This window comes from Cupriavidus sp. HY129, assembly GCF_059492215.1.
Window position 1 is genome coordinate 3069865 of record NZ_CP083254.1, and the last position, 18040, is coordinate 3087904.

15 protein-coding genes are annotated in these 18040 nt (G+C 65.5%); all 15 read right to left on the bottom strand.

All coding sequences use genetic code 11. The features are described from left to right. Positions 1-189 precede the first annotated feature (189 nt). Positions 190-1380, bottom strand: coding sequence for a cell division protein FtsZ (ftsZ, locus tag K6G35_RS14045; protein WP_008650317.1), 1191 nt, complete (start codon positions 1378-1380; stop codon positions 190-192). Between the two features lie 188 nt (positions 1381-1568). Beyond that, on the bottom strand, positions 1569-2801 hold the full coding sequence (ftsA, locus tag K6G35_RS14050) for a cell division protein FtsA (RefSeq protein WP_008650315.1): 1233 nt from the start codon (positions 2799-2801) through the stop codon (positions 1569-1571). Continuing rightward, positions 2798-3700, bottom strand: coding sequence for a cell division protein FtsQ/DivIB (locus tag K6G35_RS14055; RefSeq protein WP_008650314.1), 903 nt, complete (start codon positions 3698-3700; stop codon positions 2798-2800). The genes ftsA and K6G35_RS14055 overlap by 4 nt, the downstream gene beginning before the upstream one ends. 30 nt (positions 3701-3730) lie before the next feature. Further along, positions 3731-4714 (bottom strand): D-alanine--D-alanine ligase, encoded by a 984-nt coding sequence (locus K6G35_RS14060; protein WP_008650312.1) that lies wholly within the window; start codon positions 4712-4714, stop codon positions 3731-3733. Beyond that, entirely contained in the window at positions 4711-6126 is a 1416-nt protein-coding gene (murC, locus tag K6G35_RS14065; protein ID WP_495675863.1) for a UDP-N-acetylmuramate--L-alanine ligase, read from the bottom strand. Before murC ends, K6G35_RS14060 begins: the two co-directional genes overlap by 4 nt. A gap of 10 nt (positions 6127-6136) precedes the next feature. Continuing rightward, positions 6137-7207 carry an undecaprenyldiphospho-muramoylpentapeptide beta-N-acetylglucosaminyltransferase gene (gene murG, locus K6G35_RS14070; protein ID WP_495675864.1) on the bottom strand — a complete coding sequence of 357 codons (1071 nt, stop codon included), beginning with the start codon at positions 7205-7207 and terminating at the stop codon, positions 6137-6139. Further along, the gene (ftsW, locus tag K6G35_RS14075) at positions 7204-8445 is read right to left on the bottom strand and encodes a putative lipid II flippase FtsW (RefSeq protein WP_008650307.1); all 1242 of its coding nucleotides are present in this window, start codon (positions 8443-8445) and stop codon (positions 7204-7206) included. Before ftsW ends, murG begins: the two co-directional genes overlap by 4 nt. Next, on the bottom strand, positions 8442-9956 hold the full coding sequence (gene murD, locus K6G35_RS14080) for a UDP-N-acetylmuramoyl-L-alanine--D-glutamate ligase (protein WP_186424718.1): 1515 nt from the start codon (positions 9954-9956) through the stop codon (positions 8442-8444). Before murD ends, ftsW begins: the two co-directional genes overlap by 4 nt. Positions 9957-10006: 50 nt before the next feature. After that, positions 10007-11176: a phospho-N-acetylmuramoyl-pentapeptide-transferase gene (gene mraY / locus K6G35_RS14085; protein WP_008650301.1), complete on the bottom strand. Its 1170-nt coding sequence runs from the start codon at positions 11174-11176 to the stop codon at positions 10007-10009. 15 nt (positions 11177-11191) lie between these two features. Further along, positions 11192-12592 carry a UDP-N-acetylmuramoyl-tripeptide--D-alanyl-D-alanine ligase gene (locus K6G35_RS14090; protein ID WP_495675865.1) on the bottom strand — a complete coding sequence of 467 codons (1401 nt, stop codon included), beginning with the start codon at positions 12590-12592 and terminating at the stop codon, positions 11192-11194. Beyond that, a complete protein-coding gene (locus K6G35_RS14095; protein ID WP_035884319.1) occupies positions 12589-14136 on the bottom strand; it encodes a UDP-N-acetylmuramoyl-L-alanyl-D-glutamate--2,6-diaminopimelate ligase in 1548 nt (515 codons plus the stop codon). Before K6G35_RS14095 ends, K6G35_RS14090 begins: the two co-directional genes overlap by 4 nt. Beyond that, positions 14133-15950 carry a peptidoglycan D,D-transpeptidase FtsI family protein gene (locus K6G35_RS14100; protein WP_008650298.1) on the bottom strand — a complete coding sequence of 606 codons (1818 nt, stop codon included), beginning with the start codon at positions 15948-15950 and terminating at the stop codon, positions 14133-14135. Before K6G35_RS14100 ends, K6G35_RS14095 begins: the two co-directional genes overlap by 4 nt. Beyond that, on the bottom strand, positions 15947-16264 hold the full coding sequence (gene ftsL, locus K6G35_RS14105; protein WP_008650296.1) for a cell division protein FtsL: 318 nt from the start codon (positions 16262-16264) through the stop codon (positions 15947-15949). The genes K6G35_RS14100 and ftsL overlap by 4 nt, the downstream gene beginning before the upstream one ends. Then, positions 16261-17238, bottom strand: a complete 978-nt coding sequence (gene rsmH, locus K6G35_RS14110) for a 16S rRNA (cytosine(1402)-N(4))-methyltransferase RsmH (RefSeq protein WP_008650294.1) — start codon at positions 17236-17238, stop codon at positions 16261-16263. Before rsmH ends, ftsL begins: the two co-directional genes overlap by 4 nt. Positions 17239-17245: 7 nt before the next feature. After that, positions 17246-17674 (bottom strand): division/cell wall cluster transcriptional repressor MraZ, encoded by a 429-nt coding sequence (gene mraZ / locus K6G35_RS14115; RefSeq protein WP_008650293.1) that lies wholly within the window; start codon positions 17672-17674, stop codon positions 17246-17248. Between the last annotated feature and the right edge of the window lie 366 nt (positions 17675-18040).

Genomic DNA, 18040 nt, shown 5'->3' on the forward strand with positions numbered 1-18040 from the left:
GCCTGCCTGCCCGGCAACGGGATGCGGACGGACTGCTTTCGGCGCGGGCGCGACGCGTGCCGGCGCACTGACGGATGGCGTCAGTCCAGGCAATCACCGAGCGGAAAGGGAGCGCTCGGGCGATGCGGAACGGACCAGCGACAACCCGCCAGGCACGCGGCCAACGCCACGGCCCTGCCGGAGCCCAACTCAGTCAGCCTGCTTGCGCAGGAAGGCCGGGATGTCGTACGTATCCACGCCCTTCTCTTGCAGCGCCGCCACGTGGGCGGACGCCGACTCGCGCGAGCTGCGCCACACGGCCGGCGTATCCAGGCCGCTGTAGTCCGGCGATGCATGCGCCGGGGCAGCGGTCAGGCCAGCCATCATCTGCACCGGGATGTTGTCCGTGCCGGTTTTCAGCAGCGTCATCGGCTGCTGCTTCTTGGCCGAACGGCCCAGGCCAGTGGCCACCACGGTCACGCGCAGCGCGTCGCTCATCGAATCGTCGTACACCGTACCGAAGATCACGGTCGCGTCCTCCGCGGCGTAGCTGCGGATCGTGTTCATGACTTCCTTGGTTTCCGACAGCTTCAACGAGCGGCTGGCCGTGATGTTGACCAGCACGCCACGCGCGCCGGACAGGTCCACACCTTCGAGCAGCGGGCTGGCCACGGCCTGTTCGGCGGCCAGGCGGGCGCGATCCACGCCGGACACGGTAGCCGTGCCCATCATGGCCTTGCCCTGCTCGCCCATCACCGTCTTCACGTCTTCAAAGTCGACGTTCACGAGACCGTCGACATTGATGATTTCGGCGATGCCAGCGACAGCGTTATGCAGCACGTCATCGGCGCACTGGAAGCACTTGTCCATCTCGGCGTCGTCGCCCATCACTTCGAACAGCTTCTCGTTGAGCACAACGATCAGCGAGTCCACCGACGACTCGAGTTCGCCCGAACCGTGTTCGGCCACCTTGGCACGGCGCGCGCCTTCGAAGTCGAACGGCTTGCTGACCACGCCCACGGTCAGGATGCCCATTTCCTTGGCCACCTGCGCCACGATCGGCGCAGCACCGGTACCGGTGCCACCGCCCATGCCGGCAGTGATGAAGACCATGTGCGCGCCGCGCAGGGCGTCGGCGATCTGGTCACGCGCCTGCTCCGCGCAGTTACGGCCAACTTCCGGCTTGGCACCGGCTCCAAGGCCGGTGTTGCCCAGTTGCAGCACGCGCGATGCGGTGGAGCGCTTCAGCGCCTGGGCATCGGTATTCATGCAAATGAATTCCACACCCTGTACGCCACGGCTGATCATGTGCTGCACGGCATTGCCGCCCGCGCCGCCCACGCCCACCACCTTGATGATGGTGCCGTCCTGAATCTCCGTTTCGATCATGTCAAAGTCCATCACTGCCTCCGAGAAAAATCAGTCCCCAAACGCTGCAGCCTCCCCGCCGCAACCCTTGGTTCCTGAACAAGAAACCATCAAGAACAACTAACCAGAAAAACTGCGAAAAAACTGCTCAACGTGCATTTCCGCCATCTCGCTGACGCCAGTCGCGTATCACGTCAAAGAAAACCTGACCGGCAATCTCGTCAGAAGTTGCCGACAAACCATTCCTTCATGCGTCCCCACACCTGCTTCACGGAGCCGCTCTGCACCGCCACCTTGCGGCCGCGCATACGCTGAACGCATCCTTCCTGCAGCAGGCCCATCACCGTGGAGTAACGCGGGCTCTTCACGACTTCGTGCAGGTTGCCGCGATACTCGGGCACGCCCACGCGCACGGGCTTCAGGAAGATGTCTTCGCCCAGTTCCACCATGCCCGGCATCATGGCCGTGCCACCGGTGATCACCACGCCCGAAGACAGCAGTTCCTCGTAGCCCGACTCGCGCACCACCTGGTGCACCAGCGAATAGAGTTCCTCGATACGCGGCTCGATCACGGCGGCCAGCGCCTGACGGCTCAGCGTGCGCGTGCCGCGGTCGCCCACGCCAGGCACCTCGATCATGTCTTCCGGGTCGGCGATCGCCTGCTTGGCAATGCCGTACTGCATCTTGATGTCCTCGGCATCGGGCGTCGGCGTGCGCAGCGCCATGGCGATGTCGTTGGTGATCTGGTCCCCGGCGATCGGGATCACGGCCGTGTGCCGGATCGCGCCTTCGCTGAAGATGGCGATGTCCGTCGTGCCGCCGCCGATATCCACCAGCACCACGCCGAGTTCCTTCTCGTCCTCGGTCAGCACCGCCAGGCTCGAGGCCAGCGGCTGCAGGATCAGGTCGTGCACTTCCAGGCCGCAGCGGCGCACGCACTTGACGATGTTCTGGGCCGCGCTAACCGCGCCCGTCACGATATGCACCTTCACTTCGAGCCGGATACCGCTCATGCCGATGGGCTCGCGCACATCCTCCTGGCCGTCGATGATGAATTCCTGGGTCAGGATGTGCAGGATCTGCTGATCGGTCGGGATGTTGACCGCCTTGGCGGTCTCGATCACCCGGGCCACGTCCGTCTGCGTGACTTCCTTGTCCTTGATCGCCACCATGCCGCTCGAGTTGAAGCTGCGGATATGGCTGCCGGCAATGCCGGTGAACACCTCGGCGATCTTGCAGTCAGCCATCAGCTCGGCTTCTTCCAGCGCGCGCTGGATCGACTGCACGGTTGCCTCGATGTTGACCACGACCCCCTTCTTCAAACCCTTGGACTCGGACTGGCCCATCCCGATCACCTCATAGCTGCCGTCGGGGCGCAGTTCCGCCACCACGGCCGCCACCTTCGAGGTGCCGATGTCTAGACCGACCAGTAGGTCCTTGTATTCCTTGCTCATCGAGTTTTCTCCGCGTTCTTACTCTTGAGTCGCGTCGGATTGTTGTTGGTGTTACCGGCCGAAGCCGCCTGGGGGGTTGCCGTGCCGCTGGCAGCCTTGGTCGCCGCCTTGGCCGCCGCCGCTGCCTGCGCATCGGTCAGGAAGCGCACGCTGGCCGCCCGGATCGCGAATCCGTTGGGATAGCGCAGATCGGCATACTCGATCTGCTTGCCCATCTGCTCCGTGACCTGCGGCCACGACGCCACGAAGCGCTTGACCCGCGCCTCCATGGCCGTGCGATCCTCGTCGTTCTGCTCGCGGCCGAATTCGACGACCATGCCGTTAGACAACTTGGCACGCCATGCATAACGCCCCGACAGCGCGACGGCCAGCGGTTCGAGCTTCATCGGCTTGAACCACTCGCGCATGATCTCCAGCTTCTCGACCACGTCTCCCTCGCTGTCCGGCGGTCCGTCAAGCGCCAGCAGCTGGGCATCCTCTTCGGCCTCGGCGGTGTTGGCCACGAATACCTCGCCATAGGTATTGATCAGCCTGCCACTATCCGGACCACCCCAGGTACCGAGGGGTTCATGCTCTTCCACCTGGATCGCCAGGCCGTTCGGCCACTCGCGTCGCACGCTCGCGTGGCGCACCCAGGGCACCGACTCGAACGCCTGGCGCGCCGTGTTCAGGTCGAGCGTGAAGAAGTTGCCGGCCAGCTTGCCCAGCGCGTTCGCCCGCACGCTCGGCGCGTTCACGTGGCGCAACGGCTCGCCATCCATCGATGTCAGCTCGACATGCGTAATGGCGAACACCGGCCGCTGGGCCAGCCACAGCAGCCCAGCCCCAAGCGCCATGAGCGCCACCAGCGCGTATAGCGCTGAGGCGAGCAGGTTGAGCAGGCGCGCGTTATGCCACATGTGTCGTCGGTCAGGCGGTCGGTACTGCGGTTATTCGGGTTTCCAGTGTTCATTCGGATGCAGGTCCAGCGTGGCGGCCGCCAGTACCTGCATGACGAAATCCTCATAGCTGATGCCCTGCGCACGCGCCGCCATCGGCACGAGCGAATGGCCGGTCATGCCGGGGGACGTATTCATTTCGAGCAGATAAGGCTTGCCGTCGCGCGTCAGCATCACGTCCGCGCGGGCCCAGCCACGACACCCCAGCACCCGGAAGGCCTCCACGGCCAGCGCGCGCACTTCGCGCTCCAGCGCGTCGGGCAATGTCGAGGGGCACAGGTATTGGGTATCGTCAGTAAAATACTTATTTTGATAGTCGTAGTTCGACTCCGGCGCGACAATCTTGATAACCGGGAGCGCTTCGGCCGTCGGACCCTCGCCCACGATCGGGCAAGTCAGCTCCGCGCCGTCGATGAACGTCTCGGCGATCACGTCGGCATCGAGCCCTGCAGCCTTCTCGAACGCAGCGCGCATCTGGTCCGCGGCGACCACCTTGGTCAGGCCGATCGACGACCCTTCACGGGCCGGCTTGACGATCAGCGGCAGGCCAAGATCGGCAACCACGGCATCGAAATCGGTATTCGCGTAGAGCATCGCGAAGCGCGGCGTGGTCAGGCCATGCGTCATCCACAGGCGCTTGGTAGCCTGCTTGTCCATGGCCAGCGCCGACGCCAGCACGCCGCTGCCGGTATAGGGGATGCCAAGCTGCTCGAGCAGGCCCTGCATCGTGCCGTCTTCGCCGTAGCGACCGTGCAGCGCGATGAAAACGCGGTCGAAACCTGCCGCAGCCAGTTCGCTGATCGGCTGCAGACCCGGATCGAACGGATGCGCATCGACGCCACGCGACTTCAGCGCGGCCAGCACGCCGTTACCGGACAGCAGCGAGATCTCGCGCTCGGCGGACTTGCCGCCCAGCAGCACGCCAACCTTGCCCAGCGACTTCGGATCGATATTGGGATGGGCGACGAAGCTCATTGCTGCCCCCCTTGTTGATGCGATACCAACTGGCCCGGCACCGCGCCGATCGAGCCAGCGCCCATGGTTACGACCACATCGCCGGGCCGTACGGCATTCAGGATGGCCTGGGGCATGTCCTCGATCTGCTCGACAAAAACGGGTTCTACCTTGTTTGCGACGCGCAGCGCGCGCGTCAGCGCGCGGCCATCGGCCGCGACGATCGGCGATTCACCGGCGGCGTACACCTCCGCCAGCAGCAGCGCGTCGACGGTGCCCAGCACCTTGACGAAGTCCTCGAAACAGTCGCGCGTGCGTGTGAAGCGATGGGGCTGGAATGCCAGCACCAGCCGGCGGTCCGGGAACGCGCCGCGCGCGGCGGCCAGCGTCGCGGCCATCTCGACCGGGTGGTGGCCGTAGTCGTCGACCAGCGTGAACGTGCCCGAACCGTCGGGCGTCGCCACCTCGCCATAGCGCTGGAAGCGGCGGCCCACGCCGTGAAACTCGCGCAGCGCCTTGACGATCGACGCGTCCGGCACTTCGAGTTCGGTGGCGATCGCGATAGCGGCCAGCGCGTTCTGCACGTTGTGAATCCCCGGCAGGTTCAGCACGATGTCGAGCGGCGGCTCGGCGTGGCCATTGAGCTGGCGCAGCACGGTGAAGTGCATCTGTCCATCGACGGCGCGCGCATTGACGGCGCGAATCTGCGCGTCCTCGGCAAATCCGTAGCGCACCACCGGCTTGGACACGAACGGCAGGATCTCGCGCACGTTCGGGTCATCGACGCACAGCACGGCAATGCCGTAGAACGGCAGGCGCTGGGTGAACTCCACGAACGCCTGCTTGAGCCGGGCAAAATCATGCCCGTAGGTGTCCATGTGGTCGGCGTCGATATTGGTGATGACTTCCATCACCGGAAACAGGTTCAGGAACGACGCGTCGGACTCGTCGGCTTCCGCGACGATGAAATCGCCCGTGCCGAGCCGCGCGTTGGCGCCGGCTGAATTCAGGCGGCCACCGATCACGAACGTCGGATCGAGCCCGCCTTCGGCCAGCACCGATGCCACCAGGCTGGTCGTGGTGGTCTTGCCATGGGTGCCGGCAATGGCCACACCCTGCTTCAGGCGCATCAGCTCGGCCAGCATCACCGCACGCGGCACCACCGGGATACGCCTGGCGCGGGCTGCCAGCACTTCGGGGTTGTCGTTGGTCACCGCGGCGGATACCACCACGGCATTGGCGCCCGTCACGTTCTCCGCGTCGTGGCCATGAGCCACGCGCGCGCCGAGCGAAGCCAGGCGCCGCGTGGCGGCATTGCTGCCCACGTCGGAACCCGAGACCTTGTAGCCCAGATTCAGCAGGACCTCGGCGATGCCGCTCATGCCGGCCCCGCCAATACCTACGAAGTGGATGTTCTTGACAATATGCTTCATTGAATTCGTTTCACGATTTACCCGCCAACTGGCTGCAGATCTCGGCGACGCGCCGGGTTGCCTCCGGTTTGGCCAGGCCGCGCGCAGCGCGCGCCATGTCCTTCAATTGCGTCCGCGACAGGCCGGCGAGCGTCTTCGCCAGACCTTCCGCGGTCAGTTCGTTCTGTTGCACCAGCAACGCAGCGCCCTGCTTCGACAGGAACGTCGCGTTGGTGGTCTGGTGATCGTCCACCGCATGCGGAAACGGCACGAACAGCGCCGCCACACCGGCGGCCGCCACTTCGGAAACCGTCATCGCGCCCGCGCGGCAGATGACCAGATCGGCGTCGGCATAGGCCGCCGCCATGTCGTCGATGAATGGCACGGTATCGCCGGCCACTCCCGCCGCGGCGTAGTTCGCACGCAGCGTATCGATCTGTTTCACGCCGGCCTGATGCTTGACGACCGGGCGCTGCCCCTCGGGCAGCAGCGCGATCGCCTTCGGCACCACGTCGTTGAGTGCGGCCGCGCCAAGGCTGCCACCCACCACGAGCACGTGCAGCGGGCCGGTGCGATGGTCGTAGCGTGACTCCGGCGCCGGAATCTGCGCCAGTTCGGCACGCACCGGATTGCCGGTCCATTCGCTATTCGGCAACGCGTCCGGGAACGCGCAGAGCACGCGGTCCGCGACCTTCGCCAATACCTTGTTCGCCAGGCCAGCGATCGAGTTCTGTTCGTGCAGCACCAGCGGGCGCCCGAGCAGCGACGCCATCATCCCTGCGGGGAAGGTGATATAGCCGCCCATGCCGAGCACCACGTCCGGCTTCACCCGACGCAGCGCGCCGATGCTCTGCCAGAACGCGCGCAGCAGGTTCAGCGGAAGCAGGAGCTTGGTCAGCAGGCCCTTGCCACGCAGTCCACCGAACTGGATGTACTCCATCGGGATGTCGTGCTTCGGCACCAGCGTCGCTTCCATGCCCGTACGATTGCCGAGCCAGACCACGCGCCAGCCCTCGTCACGCAACGCACGCGCGACCGCCAGCCCCGGGAACACGTGGCCCCCGGTGCCGCCAGCCATCACGAGCAGCGTGCGTGCGGTCATACCTTCCCTCCGCGCATCAACACCCTGTTCTCGTAGTCAATGCGCAGGACAATCGCCAACGCCACACAGTTCATCAGGATGCCCGAGCCGCCATAGCTGACCAGTGGCAGCGTCAGGCCCTTGGTCGGCAGCAGGCCCAGGTTCACGCCCATGTTGATGAACGTTTGCCAGCCGATCCAGATGCCCATGCCCTTGGCCACCAGACCGGCGAAGGTACGGTCGAGCTGCAGCGCCGTACGGCCGATGTCGAAGCAGCGGCGGACCATCCAGTAGAACAGCACGATCATCACGAGCACGCCGATGAAGCCGAATTCCTCGCCGATCACCGCCAGGATGAAGTCAGTGTGGGCTTCCGGCAGGTAGTGCAATTTCTCGATGCTGCCGCCCAGGCCCACGCCGGTCCATTCGCCACGGCCGAAGGCGATCAGCGAGTGCGTGAGCTGATAAGCCTTGCCGAGCGCGTTACTTTCTTCCCACGGATTCAGGTACGCAAAGATCCGCTCGCGACGCCACGGCGATGCCGTAATCAGCAGCGCGAACGCGCCCACGGCCACGCCGACCAGGCCGGCGAACAGCTTGCCGTTGATGCCGCCCAGGAACAAGATGCCCATCGCCACGGCCGCGATCACCAGGAACGCGCCCATATCGGGTTCGAGCAGTAGCAGCATCCCCACCACGACCACGGCCACCCCCATCGGAAGGAAGCCCTTCGAGACGGTCTGCATCCACTCCTGCTTGCGCACCGTGTAGTTGGCCGCGTACAGCACCACGGCCAGCTTCATCAGTTCGGACGGCTGGAAATTCATCAGGCCAAGCGGAATCCAGCGCCGCGCGCCGTTCACGCCCTTGCCGACGAACGGCACCAGCACGATCACCAGCAGGATCAGGGCGACGATGAACAGCTTCGGCGCGTAACGGTCCCAGACCTTCACCGGAATCTGGAACGCCACCAGCGCCGTGGAGAGTCCGATCACCAGGCTGAACGCGTGGCGCACCAGGAAATGGGCCTCGCGGTAGTTGGCGTAGCGCGGCGAGTCCGGCAGCGCGATCGACGCCGAGTAGACCATCACCAGGCCGAACGTCAGCAGTACGATCGCTACCCACAGCAGGGGCTGGTCGTACTCCATCATGCGGGAGCGGGTCGGCTTGACGCCGGACACCGCATCACGCAGGCCACCCCAGGCATTGCCAATGGTGGCGCCGATGAATCCGCTGCGCTTGACCTGCGAGTCGCTCATGGCATGATCCCCCGGGACAAAGCCAGTTCTTCCACCGCGCCGCGGAACACCTGGGCGCGATGCACGTAGTTACGGAACATGTCGAGGCTGGCGCAGGCCGGCGACAGCAGCACCACGTCGCCCGCTTCCGCGAGGCTGGCGGATTTCTCTACCGCTTCCTCCAGCGAGCCGGCGTCGATCAGCGGCTTGCCGGTCGCCTCCAGCGCTTCGCGCAGCGCGCCCGCATCCTTGCCGATCAGCACCACGGCGCGCGCGTATTGCGCCACCGGCGCGACCAGCGGCGAGAAATCCTGGCCCTTGCCCTCACCACCGGCGATCAGCACCACGTGCTTGTCCAGCCCGCTCAGTGCAGCCACGGTGGCGCCGACGTTCGTTCCCTTGCTGTCGTCGAAGTACTCGACTTCATCGATCGTTGCCACCCATTCCACGCGGTGCGGCTCGCCGCGATACTCGCGCAGGCCGTGCAGCAGCGCGTTCAGCGGCAGGTCGATCGCGCGGCACAGCGCCAGCGCGGCCATCGCGTTGGTGGCGTTGTGCATGCCACGGATGTGCAGCGCGTCGGCCGGCATCAGGCGCTTGTGGCGTACCGGCACGACGGCGTCGGCGGCGACATCGTCCTTCTTGCGGCGGCGCGGCTTCTGCTCGGCATCGGCTTCGGTGTCGGGCTCGGCCAGCACGAGCCATGGCATCCCGCCTTCGCGCAGCACGCCGTAGCTGCCCGGCGTCTCGGGCAGGTCGGTGCCGAACGTGACCAGCGTGGTGCCGCGGCGGGCCATGTTCATCGTCAGCGGGTCCTGCCGGTTGAGCACCTGCAGGCAACCCTTCTCGGCCGGGCCGAAGATGCGCGCCTTGGCGGCGGCATACGCTTCCATGCTGCCGTGCCAGTCGAGGTGGTCCTGCGTGACATTGAGCACCGTGGCCGCGTGCGGCGCCAGCGAGAACGTGTATTCGAGCTGGAAGCTGGACAGTTCGAGCACCCAGACATCGGGCAACGTGGCGCTTGCGATGCAGGCCGACAGCTTGTCCAGCGCGGACGGGCTGATATTGCCTGCCACGCCTACGGTCTTGCCTGCGCGCTCGATCAGCCGGCCGGTCAGCGCGGTGGTCGTGGTCTTGCCGTTGGTACCGGTGATGGCCAGCACGCGCGGGGCGTAGCCCGACGTGGCCTCCAGGTAGCCAATCGCCTGGGCGAACAGTTCGATCTCGCCCCAGACAGGAATACTGCGTGCCTGCGCCGCCTTGAGCAGCGCCCGCGTATTGGGTTCGAGCGGGGACAGCCCGGGGCTGATCGCCACCAGACCGATATCGTCGAGCAGGTTCTCGGTGAACTGCCCGCCCACGAACTGGGCCGTGGTCAGTTCCGCCTGCAGGAAGACAAGGTTGGCGGGCGCCTCGCGTGTGTCGGCCACGCGCACGCGGCAGCCATTCAGGCCGCACCAGCGTGCCATGGCCAGCCCCGATTCGCCGAGGCCCAGTACCAGCACATGAGGTTTTTGCAACACGCCAAACACTTCGTTTTCCTGCCTTGTAGAGTCCGTAGGTTAAAAATTTCAGTCCGGGTTCAGCGCAGCTTCAGCGACGACAACCCGATCAGCACCAGCAGCATCGTGATGATCCAGAAGCGCACCGTTACTTGCGTTTCCTTCCAGCCGCCCAGTTCGAAGTGGTGATGCAGCGGCGCCATGCGGAACAGCCGGCGGCCTTCGCCGTAACGACGCTTCGTGAACTTGAACCACGACACCTGGAGCATCACTGACAGCGTTTCCACCACGAAGATCCCGCCCATCACGAACAGCACGATCTCCTGGCGCACGATCACCGCGACCGTGCCCAGCGCCCCGCCCAGCGCCAGCGCGCCGACGTCACCCATGAACACGCGTGCCGGGTGGGCGTTGAACCAGAGGAACGCCAGACCCGCGCCGGCCATCGCCGAGCAGAAGATCAGCAGTTCGCCCGCGCCGGGAATGTGCGGGAACAGCAGGTACTTGCTGTAGACCGCATTGCCCATCACGTAGGCAAACACGCCAAGGCCGCCGCCCACCAACACCACGGGCATGATCACGAGGCCGTCCAGGCCGTCGGTCAGGTTCACCGCGTTGCTCGAGCCAACGATCACCAGATAGGTCAGCACGATGAAACCGGTCACGCCGAGCGGGTAGCTCACTTCCTTGAAGAAGGGCACGATCAGGTTCATCTTGTACGGCACGTCGGCAAACATGCCGCCCTCGATCCAGCTCAGGAACAGGCTCCAGATGCGCACGTTGCTGGCCTCGGACACCGAGAACGCCAGATACACGGCGGCAACCAGACCGATCAGCGTCTGCCAGAAAAACTTCTCGCGGCTCGACATGCCGCGCGGATCGCGATAGACCACCTTGCGGTAGTCGTCGACCCAGCCAATCGCGCCATAGCCCAGCGTCACGAGCAGCACAACCCAGATGAAGCGGTTGCCCCAGTCACACCAGAGTAACGTCGAGATCGCGATCGAGATCAGCACCAGCACGCCACCCATGGTCGGCGTGCCGGCCTTCACCAGGTGCGTCTGCGGGCCGATCGTGCGTACGGCCTGACCGATCTTCAGTTCGGTCAGGCGGCGAATCACCCACGGCCCGAAACCCAGGCCGATCACCAGCGCGGTGACGTTGGCCATCACCGCGCGGAAAGTCAGATAGTTGACGACCCGCAGGAAGCTGTAGTCGTTCTGCAGCCACTGGGCCAGTGTCAATAACATCGTTGGTCTGTTTCGTTAATGAGCGGAAGGTGATGCGACAAGCGCATCGACCATCCGTTCCATGCGCATGAAGCGCGATCCCTTCACCAGCACGGCCGCTGCATTGGCCACCGTGCCCTCCTTGTCTGCCTCCAGCGCCTGCGCCAGGTCTTCCGCGCGAGCGAAATACCGTGCGCCACCGCCATATGCCTGCACCGCGTGCGGTGCGAGTTCGCCTGTTGCCCAGAGCGCGTCGATGCCGCGCTCGCGCGCGTACGCACCGATCTCGGTGTGGAACATCGGCCCCTGGTCCCCTACCTCGCCCATATCGCCCAGCACCAGCAGGCGCGGCGTCGCAAATCCGGCCAGCACGTCGATCGCGGCACGCATCGAATCCGGGTTGGCGTTGTACGTGTCGTCGATAACGACGATGCCCGCTGGCGTGTGCTTCACCTGCAGGCGGCCCTTCACGGCGGTGAAGCCGGCGATGCCGGTCTGGATCGCCGCCACATCGACGCCTGCGGCCAGCGCGCACGCCGTGGCCGCCAGCGCGTTGCGCACGTTGTGCACACCCAGCACCTGCAGGCGCAGCGTGAAGCGCAGGTCTGGCGCGGTCACGTCCAGCACCTGCACGCCATTCTCCAGCGATACCGTGGCCCGTACGTCAGCCGAAGCATCGGTCCCGAACGACAGCACCTTCCGTGTGCCGGCGGCCTGACGCCAGATGGCCGCATAGGCGCCACCGCTTTCGGCATCGACCGGAAACACGGCCACGCCATCGGCGGGCAGCGCGGCGATGGCGCTGGCGTGTTCATGCGCCACGGCCTCCACGCTGACCATGAATTCCTGGTGCTCGCGCTGGGCGTTGGTGACCACCGCCACGGTCGGCTGGGCAATGCCGGCCAGGTAGATCGTCTCACCCGGGTGATTCATGCCCAGTTCGAGCACGGCCAGCTTGTGATGCGCACGCAGGCGCAGCACGGTCAATGGCAGGCCGATGTCGTTGTTCAGGTTGCCGCCCGTTGCCAGACGATCGCCCTCACCCACGGCCGCGGCAAAGATCGCCGCGATCATTTCCTTGACCGTGGTCTTGCCATTGCTGCCGGTCACGGCCACCGTCGGCGGCGTGAACGTGCGGCGCCAACCCGTGGCCAACTGACCGAGGCCGGTGCGCGTGTCGGGCACGATCAGCGCCGGCACGTCGACGTCGACCTTGCGGCTCACCATCACCGCGACGGCGCCGCGCGCGACCACATCGACCAGAAAATCGTGGGCGTCGAAACGCTCACCCTTGAGCGCGACGAACAAGTCGCCAGGCTCGACGGTACGGCTGTCGGTATGCACGCGCGAAAACGAGCGCGTAGCATCTCCGGAAATACTTGCGCCGGCAATCCAGCCAGCGGCTTGCTGCAGAGTCGTCATCGGTTGGCGGTTCATGCCGACACCCCCCGCGCGCCCAGGGTCAGGCGCACGTGCTCGCGGTCGGAGAACGGGCGCTTGCGACCCTGGATCTCCTGCGTGGCTTCGTGGCCCTTGCCGGCCACGAGCACCACGTCGGCCGGGGCGGCATGTTTGATGGCGTAGAGAATGGCGGCGGCGCGGTCCTCGATCAGCGCGGCGCGGGCACGGTCGTTCATGCCGTCGGCGATCGCTTCAAGGATCTCGCGCGGATCTTCGCTGCGCGGGTTGTCACTGGTCAGCACCACTTCATCGGCCAGGCGCTCGGCCACTTCGCCCATCAGCGGGCGCTTGGTGGCGTCGCGATCCCCGCCGCAGCCGAACACGCACCAGAGCTTGCCTTGACGCGCCTGGGCCACGGGCCGCAGCGCGATCAGCGTCTGGACCAGCGCATCGGGCGTATGGGCGTAGTCGACCACGGCCAGCGGGGCATCGTGGCCGCCGAACAATTCCATGCGACCATCGACCGGCGTCAGGCGACGCAGCGCATCGATGGCGGCATCCCAGGTCACGCCCTGCGCCAGCGCGGCGCCGAGCACGGCCAGCAGATTGCTGACGTTGAATGCTCCGATCATCGGCGTGGTCACGTCCGCGGTGCCGAAACTGCCATCGACGTGGAACGCCGTGCCGGCGCCAGTGGCCCGCACGCCAGTCGCGCGCAGCCACTGGCCGCGTGCCGTCGAAGCGCCGGCCTTGCCGTCGATGCCATATTCGATGACTTGCGGGGCTCTCACGGCCACCGCGTTGCTGGCTAGCAGGCGCTGGCCCATGCCATCGTCGCGATTGATCACCGCCGCCTTGAGGCCGTCCCACGCAAACAGGCGCGCCTTGGCTGCCTCGTACTCGGCCATCGTGCCGTGGTAGTCGAGGTGGTCCTGGGTCAGGTTGGTCAGCACGGCAACGGCAAACCCGGTGCCGGCCACGCGGCCCTGCTCCAGCCCATGCGAGGAAACTTCCATCGCCACGGCGCGCGCGCCGGCATCGTGCAGTTCGGCCAGGCTGGCCTGCAACTGCACGGCGTCCGGCGTGGTGAAGCCGGTGAGCTTGAGCGCGTCGGGGAAGCCCGAGCCGAGCGTGCCGATCGTCGCGCATCGCGTGCCTGCAATCTGCAGCAGGCGTGCCAGCCATTGCGCGCACGAGGTCTTGCCGTTGGTGCCCGTGACGCCGGTAACCGTCAGATTGCACGCGGCGATGCCGTACCAGCCAGCCGCGATGGGGCCTGCCAGTTCGTGCAGGTGGGACACTGCCAGGTGGGGCACGCGATCGTCATGGGGCCATGCGAAGTTGTCAGCCTCGTAGACGACGGCCGACGCGCCGGCAGCAATCGCCTTGTCGATATGCGGACGACCATCGGTAGCCAGACGCTCATTGCCCAGCACATAGGCGAAGAACACGTCGCCCGGTTGCAGGCGGCGCGTGTCGCCGGTCAACTGCGCGTTTTCCGGGACGTGCGTACGCAGCCAGGCCAGCGCGTTGCTGGCCTGGGCGGAGACTTCAAGCGGAAGCAGCGGCTGGCGCGTCATTGGGTGGCGCTCCATGGTTCGCTCTCAGGCACCTTGTCGGTGACCATCAACTGCCGGATCGGCGAGTCGGGCTGGACATTCAGCGCGCGCAGAGCGCCGCCGGTGATGGCCGAGAAGACCGGGCCGGCGACCGCGCCACCGTAGTGGCTGCCGGAGGTCGGCTCGTCCACGCTGACAGCCACGATCACGCGCGGGTTCGACATCGGCGCCAGGCCGATGAACGAGGCGCGGTACTTGCTGCGGTCGTAGCCGCGGCCCACGTGCTTGTATGCAGTGCCGGTCTTGCCGCCGACGCGGTAGCCCATCACCTGGGCCTCCGGCGCGGTACCGCCGGGCGCGGTCACGGTTTCGAGCATGCCGCGCACCTGGCGGGCAACCTGCGGCGACAGGATGCGCTCGCCGTCTGTCGGGCCGTTGGTCTTGAAGATCGACACGGGAATCAGCTCGCCGTCATGCGCGAAGATCGTATAGGCGTGCGCGATCTGGAACAGCGACACCGAGAGGCCATAGCCATAGGACATCGTCGCCTGCTCGATTGGGCGCCAGCTCTTCCACGGCCGCACGCGACCCGCCACGGCACCCGGGAAGCCGATCTTTGGCGCCTGCCCCAGGCCGACGCTGGTAAACATGTCCCACATTTCCTGCGGCTTCATCATCATCGCGATCTTCGTCGTGCCGATGTTGCTCGACTTCTGGATCACGCCGCCCACCGTGAGCGTGCCGTAGTTGTGGGTATCGGAGATCGTCGCGCCTTCGAAGTTGAACTTGCCGGTCGTCACGATGGTCGTCGACGGCGTCACGCGTCCAAGCTGCAGCGCCAGCCCGATCGAGATCGGCTTCATCATCGAGCCGGGCTCGAAGGTATCGGTCAGCACACGGTTGCGAAGCTGCTCGCCCGACAGGCGGCTGCGGTCGTTCGGGTTGTAGGTCGGCCAGTTGGCCAGCGCCAGCACCTCGCCGGTCTGCGCATCGAGCACCACGGCGCTGGCGGCCTTGGCCTTGCTACGCTCGACCACGGCCTTGACCTCGTTGTAGGCCAGGTACTGGATCTTGGCGTCGATCGACAGCTGCATGTCCTCGCCGTCGCGCGGGGTCTTCAGGATGCCAACGTCCTCCACCACGCGGCCCAGACGATCCTTGATCACCTGACGCGCGCCGGCACGGCCTGCCAGCACGCTTTCACGCGCCAGTTCCACACCTTCCTGCCCCTTGTCCTCGACGTTGGTGAAGCCGACGATATGCGCCATCGCCTCGCCTTCGGGATAGAAGCGCTTGTATTCGCGAGTCTGGTGAACGCCATCGATCTTGAGCGCGGCGATCTTGTCGGCCGCATCGGGCAGCACCTGGCGCTTCAGGTAGACGAAGCTCTTGTCCTCGTTGAACTTGGCGCGCAGTTCCTTCTCGGACATGTCCAGCAGCTTGGCCAATTGGCGCATGCGCTGCGGATCGAGATCGTTCGGCACATCCTCAGGCACGGCCCAGATCGCCTTGACCGGCAGGCTGGTGGCCAGCACCAGGCCGTTGCGATCCAGGATCTTGCCGCGCGTGGCGGGCAGCTCCAGCGTGCGCTGGAAGCGCTTCTTGCCCTCCATCTCGTAGAACTGGTTGCCCGGGCCCTGAATCCACATCGCGCGCGCGGCCAGCGCCAGGAACGCGGCGAACATCAGGAACACCACGAACTTCGAGCGCCACATCGGCAGGCGCAGACCCAGCACCGGGCTGGCGGAGAACTGGCCGGTGCGCGGACGGGCTGCCTCGCCGCGCGACTTGTTGCCGGCGCGGGCGCGGTTCATGGTTGGCCGGGCCATGCTCATTTGGCTGCCCCCTCTGCGGGTTGTTCGGCATCCGGCGGCGTCGATGGCAGCACCACGCCCTGCAGATACTGGGTACGACCGGCCACCGCCGGCGACATCTTGAGCTGCGTGCGCGCGGCCTCGGCAATGCGCGCGCTCTTGCTGAGCGAGCTTTGCTGGTACTGCAGGCGCGACCAGTCGATATCGAGCTGCTTCTCCTCCGACTGCGCGCGTTCGAGTGCCACGAACAGCGTGCGTGCCTGATGCTGCGCGCTGACCAGCGACAGCGCGCAGAACAACAGGGCGGCAAGGAGGAAGAAGGTCAGGCGGTTCATGCCGACTGCTCTCCGAGTTTTTCGGCCACGCGCATCACCGCGGAACGGGCGCGCGGGTTGCCGGCCACCTCTTCGGCGCCCGGCTTGAATCGGCCCAGCAGTTTCATCGTCGGCTGCGGCAGGTCGGCCGCGCGCAACGGTGCGCGGCGCAGGGCCGGATCGGCATCCCGCTCGGGACGGGCGTGCGCCTGCATGAACCGTTTGACGATACGGTCCTCGAGCGAGTGAAAGCTGATCACCACGAGGCGGCCCCCGACCTGAAGCAGTTCGTACGCCGCCTTCAGGCCTCTTTCGAGGTCCTCAAGCTCTTGATTGATGTAAATCCGTAAAGCTTGAAAGGTGCGGGTCGCAGGGTCCTGGCCCTTCTCGCGTGTTTTGACGGCTTTCGCCACGAGCGCGGCAAGGTCTGAAGTAGTGGCGAGTGCTCCGCCATCGCCGGATTCGCGCCGGCGAGCAACAATCGCCTTTGCAATCTGTAGAGCAAACCGTTCTTCCCCATAGTCTCGTATCACCCTGGCAATGTCATGCTCGTCCGCTTGTGCAAGCCACTCGGCGGCGGTAATGCCGCGCGTGGTGTCCATGCGCATGTCCAGCGGGCCCTCGAAACGAAAGGAAAACCCCCTCGCTGCCTCGTCGATCTGGGGCGAGCTGATTCCCAGGTCGAGCAGCACGCCAGCTACCGGGCCACGGCCGGCCAGCCGATCGCCCATTTCCGCAAAGCTCGCGTGCTCAATGGAGAAGCGGGCATCCTTGATGGTGCCCGCTTCTGCGATTGCTGCCGGATCCTTGTCGAAGGCGACCAGGGTGCCGGCCGGCCCCAGCCGGGCCAGTACTGCCCGGCTGTGCCCCCCTCTGCCGAAGGTGCCGTCCACATAGGCGCCGTCGGGCCGCCAGACGAGCGCATCGACGGCCTCGTCCAGCAACACGGTGCGATGGCGCAGGGTGGTGGTCCCCGGCGATTCGGTAGGGCTCATGACCTCTTCAGAAGGAGAAATTCTTCAATGCTTCCGGCATGCCTTGCGCCATCGCTGCCTGTTCCTTGGCGGCGTAGGTCGCGGCATCCCAAACTTCGAAGTGGCTGCCCATGCCGAGCAGCATCACTTCCTTGTCGAGCATGGCGGCACTGCGCAATTCCGGTGCTATCAGCACGCGGCCTGCGCCGTCCATATCCACGTCGGCGGCGTTACCGAGGAAAATCCGCTTCCACCAATGGGCATCCATCGGCAGCGCCGCTATACGGCCTCGGAAAACCTCCCACTCAGGGCGGGGAAAGAGCAACAGGCATCCATCCGGGTGCTTGGTCAGCGTAACCCGGCCCTCGGCCTGTGTTTGCAGCGCTTCGCGGTGCCTGGCCGGAATGGACATCCGACCCTTGGCATCAAGCGAAAGCGCCGATGCTCCCTGAAACAAGCTCGCCCCCCTGGTAGCCGTCGGCCTCAGAGCCGTCCGGCAGGTCGATTCATCCCTTCCGCTACCAGTTCGGTCTGAGATAAATCATCGCAGAGCCAGCCCGGTTTTTCACACAAAAATACACTTCCTCACACTATTTCCCACTTTAGAGGAAGCGTTTTGGCGGGTCAAGGCTCGCTATGGGGCAAGAAACAAGCTTTTTTTAATCAGAACAAAGACTTAGCGCGTCAACCTCACGCACCGCAAAGGTGATTCCTTAATGAAATGAAGAACTTGGGGAGGAAAGCAGAGAAACCACCTGAGAACTACCGGAGGGAATACTGCCGACAGCGTGAAACGCCATCGGTTTCACGCCGTCGGGAAGGA

Coding starts and splice junctions, on each gene's coding strand:
- mraY (WP_008650301.1), bottom strand. CDS start 11,176: ATGTTATTGACACTGGCCCAGTGGCTGCAGAACGACTACAGCTTCCTG.
- K6G35_RS14090 (WP_495675865.1), bottom strand. CDS start 12,592: ATGAACCGCCAACCGATGACGACTCTGCAGCAAGCCGCTGGCTGGATT.
- K6G35_RS14100 (WP_008650298.1), bottom strand. CDS start 15,950: ATGAGCATGGCCCGGCCAACCATGAACCGCGCCCGCGCCGGCAACAAG.
- ftsZ (WP_008650317.1), bottom strand. CDS start 1,380: ATGGACTTTGACATGATCGAAACGGAGATTCAGGACGGCACCATCATC.
- K6G35_RS14095 (WP_035884319.1), bottom strand. CDS start 14,136: ATGACGCGCCAGCCGCTGCTTCCGCTTGAAGTCTCCGCCCAGGCCAGC.
- rsmH (WP_008650294.1), bottom strand. CDS start 17,238: ATGAGCCCTACCGAATCGCCGGGGACCACCACCCTGCGCCATCGCACC.
- ftsA (WP_008650315.1), bottom strand. CDS start 2,801: ATGAGCAAGGAATACAAGGACCTACTGGTCGGTCTAGACATCGGCACC.
- ftsW (WP_008650307.1), bottom strand. CDS start 8,445: ATGAGCGACTCGCAGGTCAAGCGCAGCGGATTCATCGGCGCCACCATT.
- K6G35_RS14055 (WP_008650314.1), bottom strand. CDS start 3,700: ATGTGGCATAACGCGCGCCTGCTCAACCTGCTCGCCTCAGCGCTATAC.
- murG (WP_495675864.1), bottom strand. CDS start 7,207: ATGACCGCACGCACGCTGCTCGTGATGGCTGGCGGCACCGGGGGCCAC.
- murC (WP_495675863.1), bottom strand. CDS start 6,126: ATGAAGCATATTGTCAAGAACATCCACTTCGTAGGTATTGGCGGGGCC.
- K6G35_RS14060 (WP_008650312.1), bottom strand. CDS start 4,714: ATGAGCTTCGTCGCCCATCCCAATATCGATCCGAAGTCGCTGGGCAAG.
- ftsL (WP_008650296.1), bottom strand. CDS start 16,264: ATGAACCGCCTGACCTTCTTCCTCCTTGCCGCCCTGTTGTTCTGCGCG.